An 8,689-nucleotide genomic window follows, 5' to 3' on the forward strand; every position below is an offset into this window, starting at 1 on the left:
CCATCTCGTCCTCCAGCACGACGCCCGTGGTCCCGTCCTTTGCGACGGCCATGGCAGCTGGGAAAGCGACGGCTCAAGCAGATGACGTTGAACTTGGCTCCGCCCCTTCGGCCGTCCGATCAACGGGGATACGATACCCTCTCATTAACCGTTCGGTCAGCAGGAGGGATCCGGTCATGAACGAGCACTTCCTCGCGTTGCCTGCCGCATGGCGCGACGCGATGCTCGACGCGGGGTTCGGGATGTTCTTGCGCTGCCCCTACGCCAAGGCTCCCATGTCGGAGGTCGCCGTGGCAGGTGGCGTCTCCAAGCCCCCGCTCTCCCACTATTTCGGCAACAAGCTCGGCCTCTACCTCCATCTCTGGGAGACGACCCTGGGTGAGGTGGCGCGCTCGACCCGGAAGCACGGGGTGCTTGAGGCCGACGACATCGACGTCGACGGAATAGAGTGCGACATGGGGGCGATCATCGACCGCTGGTGCGTCGCGCTTTCCGAGGAGGTGGCCTCATGAGCGGCGATCTCGAAGGCCTGCCGTCGCCTTGCGATGCACCGTACCCGGGCGACGTCGAGCCCGCAATCGCTGCAGGGATGGTCGAACGGACATTGCGCACCGAGCACGGAGAGGTGCGCTACTGGGTGAGCGAGCGGGCGGACGCGGAGCGCGGGTGGGTGGCCTTCCTGCCCGGCCTCTCGGCCGACCACACCCTGTTCGACCCCCAGTTCGCCCACTTCGCGAGGCGCTGGAACCTCGTCGTCTGGGACGCTCCGGGCCACGGGCTCTCGCGCCCGTGGGGCAAGAGGCTCGACCTCGACGACATGGCCGGCGCGCTTTGCGAAATCCTCAAGGCGTGTGGGGCGGTGCATCCCGTCCTCGTCGGCCAGTCGCTCGGCGGCTACGTCGCGCAGGCCTACCTCGACCTCTTCCCCACCCGCACGGCCGCCTTCGTCTCCATCGACTCGTCACCTATGCAGCGACGCTACTACAAAAGATGGCACCTGGCCGTGCTGCGCCACATGGAGGGGATATGCCGGCTCTGGGGCACCGAAGGCTTCCTGCGCGGCCAGATCGCGGGGAACTGCTCGACCACCGAGCACGGGCGAAGGAACATGCTCCGGCAGATCGAGCGTTACTCGAAGAGGGAGCTCTGTGCGCTGTACGGCGGGGGCTTTAGGGCGATCTCCGACGCCGTGGCGAAAGACCGCGCGTACCGCATCGACTGCCCGCTCATGATCGTATGCGGGACCGAGGATGCGGCGGGCTTCGTCAAGGCCTACGACAAGGCGTGGTCGAGGGAGACCGGCGTGCCCGTCATCTGGGTCGAGGGCGCGGGACACAACGCCAACGTCGATGACCCCGCCTTCGTCAACGCCGCCATCGACCGGTTCCTGGAGTCCACGGCCGAAAACCACTCGCCGGGCTAAGGTCCCTGTGGCGACAATGACCCGCCGAGCGCGCGCAACTGCCCGAGAGTTGGACGATGCGCAAGGGGGAGGCATTACCGCAGACATGGCCTACTCAGGGGAGCTGCTGGACACCCATGCCGAAGAAGCTGAAGGAGTATCGAAGGTAGGAGAGCTCCAGCTTGCGGAATTGCATGATAGACCTGGACCCTCTCGGACCGAAAGCGAGCGGAGACACCGATGAAGCTGTTCCTGACGTCCTATCTGGCTGGCACAAGGGGACTCACCGACGCGCTCCTCTCGGAGACGGAACCTAGGGAGATCGTGCTCGTCCCCGCCACCGCCAGCGCCAGCGTGGAACGCGTGACTCGTCCGGGCAGGCTAGCTGGCACAGCAACCCACACCAGTCTAATCCAAGATGGAGGGAGCCTTGGGGGCGTCCAAGCCGTCATCCAAGAACCCCGCGGGCACATTGCCCCTGTACGTTGCCAACGTGGTATGGGTCTTACCATAGGCCGTCCTGGCGTAGGAGACCGGAAACCCCTGCTCATCATAGATGGTCGTAGACGATTCCGCTGATGCCGGGTCACTTGAGTCCCGCGTCTTTGTCCTCGAGGATACCTTGTTCGTGTTGGGATAGTACTCGACCGTCTCATCATACGTACAGGTCTCGATGGACGAACCATCGAGGGCCCAGGTCCCGTCGTCCCGCAATGTCGAGCGAACCGATCTGACCACGCGCCCTTCGGAATCGAGCCAGTTCGTGCAGCAACTGTCCGGCTGCTGCGTGTCCCTATCATAATAGTACGTACGCTCGAAGTCGCCCTGGTCATCGGTGCCATACTCGTATGTTTGGGAGCTGGGCCAGTCGATCTCGTCGCCATGGGATCCGTAGTGCCAATGCGCCGTCTGGCGGCCCTGATCGTCGTACTCGAAGGTCTCGCGGTCATTGGAGGTGACAGCGTTCGATTCGACGATTCTCCCGGCGGCGTCATAGCTCTTCGTCATGGTCAACGTGCCATCTTCTCGACGGGAGACGTTAAGGCTGCCGTCATCGTGATAGCTGTAGGTGGTCTCGAACGACCTCTCGGTGTTCGGCCCGCCGCCCTCGCACGAGCCGGTAACCGAAGAGAGCCTCCCTTGGTCGTAGTGATAGTAGCTGACCGACCACGTGCCCCCATCGGAATTGAAACTCTCCGATGCGACAAGCGTCCCACCGGCATCGAACTGGTAGGTTTTCCAGAACCGAGAGGAGTCGTCACCCATGATGAGGATGGCGCCACCTCCCTCTGGGACCTGCTGGTTCCAGAGGACCGACGTATCGCGCGAGGAGCCGAACTCGCCCATACCCGTGCTCTCGCATCCCGCAAGACAGACGCAGAGCAGGAGCGTGGCAAGGGTGCAGACGGCAACGTGCAGGCTGATATGGACAACTCTCATACGTTCCATGGGTAGGGCCTATCATGACTGGCGGCCACAAGTCGATGGCTGCCATCGGGGCCATTGCGGCGGGTATGACGTGAGGGCAGCAGACCGATGTGGTCGTAATGTCGGACCGTACGAATCGTCAGACCCGCAGCAGCGGCAATCTCACCGCTCGTATATCTCTTCTCGCTCATGCCAATGCCTCCCTGCCATCCCATTACAGTTCATTACGCGACGTCATGAGCAAGGGTTTTTGTCCCATCCGAAAACTGGCGGCTAGACGTTGTCACCTGGTACAGCGCATGGGGCCATCACCGCACACACCGAGAAGCGAAAACCTCGCCATACGAGAACGTCGTGGCACCCATGCCACCAGACGCCCGTGTGCCCTGTGCGCCATCCTGCATGGGTTCGACGCAGAATGTCCGCTGCATCCATGAGCCCTACCCTTGGGGTGTGAGCAAACCTCTGACCTCCTCCACCTTATCCGTTTGACCAGCGGCTTTTTGTGCCCAGGGCTCCTGAAGCGTCTCGTTGAAGACGTCAATGGCCCGTTTGCCGTTGCCATCGACCGCACCTGGCCGGGCACCCTGCTGGAGCATCTTCTTGATGATGACGATGTCGCCGTCATCTAGGCCATTGCCACACATGGCTGTAACAAAGTAGTTGAGAGGCAACTTCGCTTGTGACCGCTTCATGTCGACCCCCGCATCAAGCAGGGCATTGACGATCTTGGGGTTGTAGGCATCCAGGCCCTGCTGAAGGAAGCTTTCTCCATAGCGGCTGTCCCAGTCCGTATAGTCACATGCAAAAAGAAGCAGTTCCTCAGTGGGGTGAGCCCCCCTGGCAAGCAGGGTGTCAACCATCTCATAGTCATCTTTCCTGACCGCACGATGCAGAAGCGACTCCCCCGACGCTAGGCTTTCGCGACAGGCATAGTCATCAATGGCAATGTCCGGATTGGCGTCGAACACAGCCAGGAGGCCCTTTACGTCATGCGAATCCACGCATGCAAATGCCTTGTCGGTAGCCTCGTCTTTGGCCTGGCTCCTTGCCGCACCCGCAGACAGATAGGCATACGTGCCGACAACGATTACCGCCGGCACAAGACCCACAACGAACAAAGTGATGGGGATGGCCTTCTTGAGCCCAAGCTTCTTCCCCTGGGCAGCACGCCTCTTTGAGCCCACGGCAAAGACGATGGTGACGACAAGTCCCGCCCCTATGAACACGACCGCAACGACCGCAAGAATCAGATAGACAAAGAAGATACCATTGAGTAGGAGGACCGTACCAAAAGCCATGTGCTCCCCTCTCGCCAGATGGGATGAGTGCCCTTGAGACAGAGCATAGCATCTCCGTCGGGTCGTCCCTCTCATTGCGGGACACACAGTAGGCATGCAAGCAAACGAGAGCAGGTCGTGCGATCACCACGTCAACTACCTCATGGTATCGAGGGCGTGCCACACAATGACTCGCGGACTCGCGCATCTCATCCGGCCCCCACGAACCAGCGAGCGCGATGCCACGGCCAGCCACCACTACGAGCCATCAGCCATCATATCCCGACAGGGCCCATGCCGTCGGGACGGTCCCCCCTGAAGGCCAGGGCGCACCCCGCCTTGCACACCTTTGAATGCAGGATGATCGCTGCCACGACATCGGTAACGAACAGCAGGTGCAACACAAGGAGAACCGTCGCCGCGGCGCCCGTGATGAGGTCCTGCCTGCACGCACGAACCACAGACGCGAAACCGTACGAGGAGGTGAGCAGCAACAGCACGTAGTCGACGGCGGCCAGCAGCAGCACCATGACGGACGCAAAGAGGATGAGCCCCGGCACCACCGCCGAGGGCTGGCCATGCCTCCCTGCCTATCCCGTCAGGATGGACACAAGCAGGACAAACCCAACGGTAAGGGCAGGAACCCCCACGACGAGCGCCCAGGCCGCCGGCCGCGCGAAGTTCAGGGTCCAGCCAAAGCCGAATCGCTTGGGGAGAAAGACGCTCGCATCCCCCCGGTTGACGTAGAACATGCCGAGCCACCAGTGCTCGTCATCGTCTGACAAGAGCTCGCCGCCCCCTTGCATCCTCCTGAACACACGCGAGCCCATCTGCCCATAGACGACCGAGAGGACCACGCCGCCCATGGCAAAGGGAACGCAGAGGATTATGATGCCGAGCCCTGCCTGGCCTAGCCCGATAAGCCCCGCTGACGAGAGCAGGAACAGAAGGCCGGAACCCGCACTCATGAGCACTCCCGTGGCAAGCAGGAGCACGCTCTGGGCGCGAGCGAAGAGCCCGTACGCCAGGACAGACGTGGCGGGCGCGCCGGGATCGACCGGACGCTTCGAGCGCAGAATCATCCAGTGGGAGAAGACGAAACACACCGCCAGGAACGCCTCGAAGGCAACGGGAAACCCAATGGCGCTGCCAGGCGTCTTCGGCACATAGCGATTGACATTTCCCAGAAAGTCGGCGTGCATCGGAAGCAAATCGGGCATGCCGGGATAGAGCACGAGCCCCAGGCAGACCGTCCCTAGGATGACGGGAACATAGATGAGGTCCCATGTCAGGGGAATCGCGCCTGGCAAGCCCTCCTCGGCGACGCTGGCGACCGCCTGACGGCTCCTCACCCCCCAACCCTCGGAGCGCTTGAGCGCGCTCACCCTGCGGCGGTTGCGCAGCATGAGCACGAACGACATGACCACAGGGACGAGCAGGGCGGCGCACATAAGCGCCGTACCAATCCCTTCCTGGCCAGAGACCATCAGCATGCCAGCCGCCAGGGAGGAGATGGTCGCCGCTGCCGTCAGGACGAGCATCACCACGGCGTAGCGCCTCTTGAGCAAGACGAGGCGCGGGTCCCTCTGGGCGGAGGCGGGCACCGTCACGGCGAAGCACTCGGTGCGGCGCATGAGATACGGGGTGAAGGCAAACAGCAGGCCGATGACGAGCGTCAGCAGTGCCAGCATGCCAATCGTGGCGACAGCAATCACGGTCATGCTCCTTCAGGTGCGGTCCCGGAAGCTCTCGGAGCAACATGCCGGACATGTGAACCATCGGCCCCCAGGCAATCGCCCCTCTCGTCCAAGCCCAGCACACGCACGTCCCGCTGCACCCCGGCCACGCCCGAATCAGAGAACACGCACGTAGCCTGGGTGCGCGCGGCTTGAAGGAACGCGTCCTCGGTCCCTCCCTGGGCGCGGTGCTCGAGCGCGAGCTGGTAGAGCCCTGCCGCAAGCCGCTCCGCGTTTGCCGCGACGCGCTCGGGCGTCGCGGTCTGCCCAACGTCCGCCACGACCGCCCCCGAGCGACCGCGCATGAGAAGGTAGCCCTCGTCGCGCAGCACGGCATATGCCTTGTTCACGGTATGGAGGTTCACGCCAAGGTCGCCCGCGAGCGCGCGCACGCTGGGGAGCCGGTCTGCGGCCACGAGCTCACCCCGTGCGATGGCCGCCACAATCTGGTCGCGGATCTGCTGGTAGACGGGCGTCTGGTCCGCCTGGTCAATGCGGAGGATCACGACGGTCCCTCCCCTTCCGAGCTCCGTCCATCATGAGCCATACGTGCCATCACGCCATCCATCCCATCGGTCACCGGTCTTGGAGCGGGACGCGCATCGCGGCCCTCCCGGCAAACGCGGCCGCCGCGAGGACCACCAGCGCGACGGCCATTCCCGCCACGGAACCCAAGCCGCCCGCAAGCAGCGTCGCCGCAGCCCCGGCAAGCGTCGCGAGGAAGCCCGCGCCGACGCAGATGCCCACGCTCACCGAGCGCTTGACCGGCTCGTACGCACTCGACCACCCGTAGTGGGGACGCCGTACGTCCAGGAAGGCGCCCAGGCATGAGGCCAGGGCACCCGCCGCCAGCGGGGCCATGGCGCACAGGATGGCGTCGAGCGGCGTCCTCGCGACCCCAACGGCGACGATCGTCCCGGCAATCACGGAAGCAGGTCCCGTGACGAGCAGGCTCAGCGCCAGCTTCGCACCGACTATCGTGGAGGAGGACACCGGCGCGGTCTGGACGATCCAGCGCGCACTCCCCTCGAGCGAGGTCGACGAGGCAGTGAGTGACGTCATCGCCATGCAGAACGCCAGGACCCAGGGAAGCGCCCCCGCCATCAGGACGGTGATCGCCTCTCGGTTCGCCCCCGAAACGCTCATTGCCGACGCGATGGCCTCCGGGCCAACCGCGGTCGCCGTTATAGCGGCGACGAGCGCGGGGATGGGGCCGGGTGCGGTGTTCATGAGGTATATCGGGACCCCCGTCCACAGCCTGAGCTCCTTGCGGACCAGCGCGACGAAGGGCCTCCGCGGGGCATCCGCCCTTGCGGACGCACTTCTCGCTCGGCGCAGGCCCCCGGCGGAGAGCAGGGAGTTCATGGGCACCAGAGAGCGTGTCAGCACGGCGCTGGCGGCGACAGTGGCCGCCACCGAGGCGCCCGCGTACAGCGCAAGCGCGGGCACGCTCCCCTCCATCGCGTCCGCCGCCCATGCGGCGGGCGGCCACAGCGCCGACACGGCTCCCCTCAGCTGCCCGCCCATGGGGACAAGGGCATCGAGGCCTCCCTGGCCGGACGCGCCCGCGCCTCCCGTGGCGAGCGTGACCCCCACCACGATGGCGACCGTCACGAGCACGCCGACGATGCCGAGCGCACGGTCGGGGCGTGCGCGACGCCGCCCAAGCCACGCAGAACGAGGCGGCGAGGGCGAGCGCCACGGGGAGCGCCGGGGCCAACAGCAGCACCAGAAGGGCAGTGATGACGCCCGCTGGCGTGACGCCGACCACAGGCAGGTAGGCAGCCATGAGCGGCGCGCCCAGGACGAGTGAGCACACGAGGCCCATGCCGTAGAGCGGGGCCACGCGCGAGACGACCACGGCCCACAGGGGCGCGGGCATCGAGACAACGAGGTCGAAGTCCCTGAACCTGAACAGGAGTCCGTTCGCCTTGGCGAACGTGGAGAACACGCAGCCCACACCCACCGCCGCCACGGCGAGGCCGGGCAGTGCTCCCGCGGCACCGAGCGCAACGAACGCCTGCCCGACCGCCCACATATACGCCACGACATACACGGCGAGCAGGGCGACGCCCACGGCGGCGAGCGCGAGCCTCCTTCGCGCCTTGGGGTCGTGATCGTTCATCAGGCGGCCCACGCCGAACGCGCCGAGCGCCTGGACCCTGAGCAGGGGCGCGAGGCTAGCCATTGCGCGTCTCCCTCACGAGCTCGAGGAACACCTGCTCGAGGCTCTCGTCCCTACGGACCTCGTCGGTCGTCCCCACGCGGACGATGCCGCCCTGGCGGATGATCGCGACCGTGTCGCAGAGCTTCTCCACGGCGTCGAGCACGTGGCTCGAGAGGAAGATGGCGCTGCCGCGCGACGTGAGCTCGCGCATCATGGTGCGCAGCTCGTATGCCGCCTCGGGGTCGAGCCCGACGAAGGGCTCGTCGAGCACGAGCAGCCGTGGCTCGTGAAGGAAGGCTCCGATCAAAACGAGCTTCTGCCTCATGCCGTGCGAATACGCGGAGACCATCTCGCCAAGCCTGTCTTCCATCCCCAGGCGCTTGGCGAAGCCGTCTATGCGCCGTACCCGCTCATCGGAACCAACGCAGAACAGGTCCGCCACGTAGTCGAGGTATTGCATGCCTGTGAGAAAGCCATAGACGTCCGGGTTGTCGGGCACGTAGGCGCACACCCGCTTGCAGGCGACGGGATCCGTGCGAACCGATTTCCCGCAGATCCGGATGTCGCCCTCGTCGAAGGCAAGGGCGCCCACGATGGAGCGGATGAGCGTCGTCTTGCCCGCGCCGTTGTGCCCCACGAAGCCGAAGATGCTGCCCGGAAGGACCGAGAACGAGAC

General features: G+C 64.9%; 11 protein-coding genes. 3 read left to right on the forward strand and 8 right to left on the reverse strand.

All coding sequences use genetic code 11. The features are described from left to right. Positions 1 to 176 precede the first annotated feature (176 nt). The gene (locus HMPREF1316_RS14400; RefSeq protein WP_021725861.1) at positions 177 to 512 is read left to right on the forward strand and encodes a TetR/AcrR family transcriptional regulator; all 336 of its coding nucleotides are present in this window, start codon (positions 177 to 179) and stop codon (positions 510 to 512) included. Next, entirely contained in the window at positions 509 to 1,423 is a 915-nt protein-coding gene (locus HMPREF1316_RS05380; RefSeq protein WP_021725915.1) for an alpha/beta fold hydrolase, read from the forward strand. The genes HMPREF1316_RS14400 and HMPREF1316_RS05380 overlap by 4 nt, the downstream gene beginning before the upstream one ends. A 387-nt stretch (positions 1,424 to 1,810) precedes the next feature. Here the strand turns inward: HMPREF1316_RS05380 and HMPREF1316_RS05385 are convergent, their stop codons facing one another. The 7 genes from HMPREF1316_RS05385 to HMPREF1316_RS14040 all read right to left on the reverse strand — a co-directional run bounded on the left by HMPREF1316_RS05385 (position 1,811) and on the right by HMPREF1316_RS14040 (position 7,466). Further along, a complete protein-coding gene (locus HMPREF1316_RS05385; RefSeq protein ID WP_156901007.1) occupies positions 1,811 to 2,851 on the reverse strand; it encodes a hypothetical protein in 1,041 nt (346 codons plus the stop codon). Beyond that, a complete protein-coding gene (locus HMPREF1316_RS13665; protein WP_084620862.1) occupies positions 2,839 to 3,021 on the reverse strand; it encodes a MerR family DNA-binding transcriptional regulator in 183 nt (60 codons plus the stop codon). Before HMPREF1316_RS13665 ends, HMPREF1316_RS05385 begins: the two co-directional genes overlap by 13 nt. Positions 3,022 to 3,270: 249 nt before the next feature. Continuing rightward, on the reverse strand, positions 3,271 to 4,131 hold the full coding sequence (locus tag HMPREF1316_RS05390; RefSeq protein WP_021725852.1) for an ankyrin repeat domain-containing protein: 861 nt from the start codon (positions 4,129 to 4,131) through the stop codon (positions 3,271 to 3,273). 254 nt (positions 4,132 to 4,385) lie between these two features. Further along, complete coding sequence (locus HMPREF1316_RS05395) at positions 4,386 to 4,670, reverse strand: hypothetical protein (protein ID WP_156901009.1); 285 nt, start codon at positions 4,668 to 4,670, stop codon at positions 4,386 to 4,388. 30 nt (positions 4,671 to 4,700) lie between these two features. Beyond that, positions 4,701 to 5,831: a DUF1648 domain-containing protein gene (locus tag HMPREF1316_RS05400; protein ID WP_051332923.1), complete on the reverse strand. Its 1,131-nt coding sequence runs from the start codon at positions 5,829 to 5,831 to the stop codon at positions 4,701 to 4,703. Beyond that, a complete protein-coding gene (locus HMPREF1316_RS05405) occupies positions 5,828 to 6,352 on the reverse strand; it encodes a GntR family transcriptional regulator (protein WP_021725826.1) in 525 nt (174 codons plus the stop codon). Before HMPREF1316_RS05405 ends, HMPREF1316_RS05400 begins: the two co-directional genes overlap by 4 nt. Positions 6,353 to 6,422: 70 nt before the next feature. Next, entirely contained in the window at positions 6,423 to 7,466 is a 1,044-nt protein-coding gene (locus HMPREF1316_RS14040) for a hypothetical protein (protein WP_198009594.1), read from the reverse strand. A 7-nt stretch (positions 7,467 to 7,473) separates the two neighbouring features. On the opposite strand from HMPREF1316_RS14040, the gene HMPREF1316_RS14405 reads away from it, so the two are divergent. Next, the gene (locus HMPREF1316_RS14405; protein WP_198009595.1) at positions 7,474 to 7,659 is read left to right on the forward strand and encodes a hypothetical protein; all 186 of its coding nucleotides are present in this window, start codon (positions 7,474 to 7,476) and stop codon (positions 7,657 to 7,659) included. A gap of 367 nt (positions 7,660 to 8,026) precedes the next feature. On the opposite strand, the gene HMPREF1316_RS05420 is transcribed toward HMPREF1316_RS14405, so the two are convergent. Continuing rightward, positions 8,027 to 8,689, reverse strand: a 663-nt coding sequence (locus HMPREF1316_RS05420) for an ABC transporter ATP-binding protein (RefSeq protein ID WP_021725780.1), incomplete at its 5' end; no start/stop codon positions are given.

Source organism: Olsenella profusa F0195 (genome assembly GCF_000468755.1).
Taxonomy (GTDB): Bacteria; Actinomycetota; Coriobacteriia; order Coriobacteriales; family Atopobiaceae; genus Olsenella_F; species Olsenella_F profusa.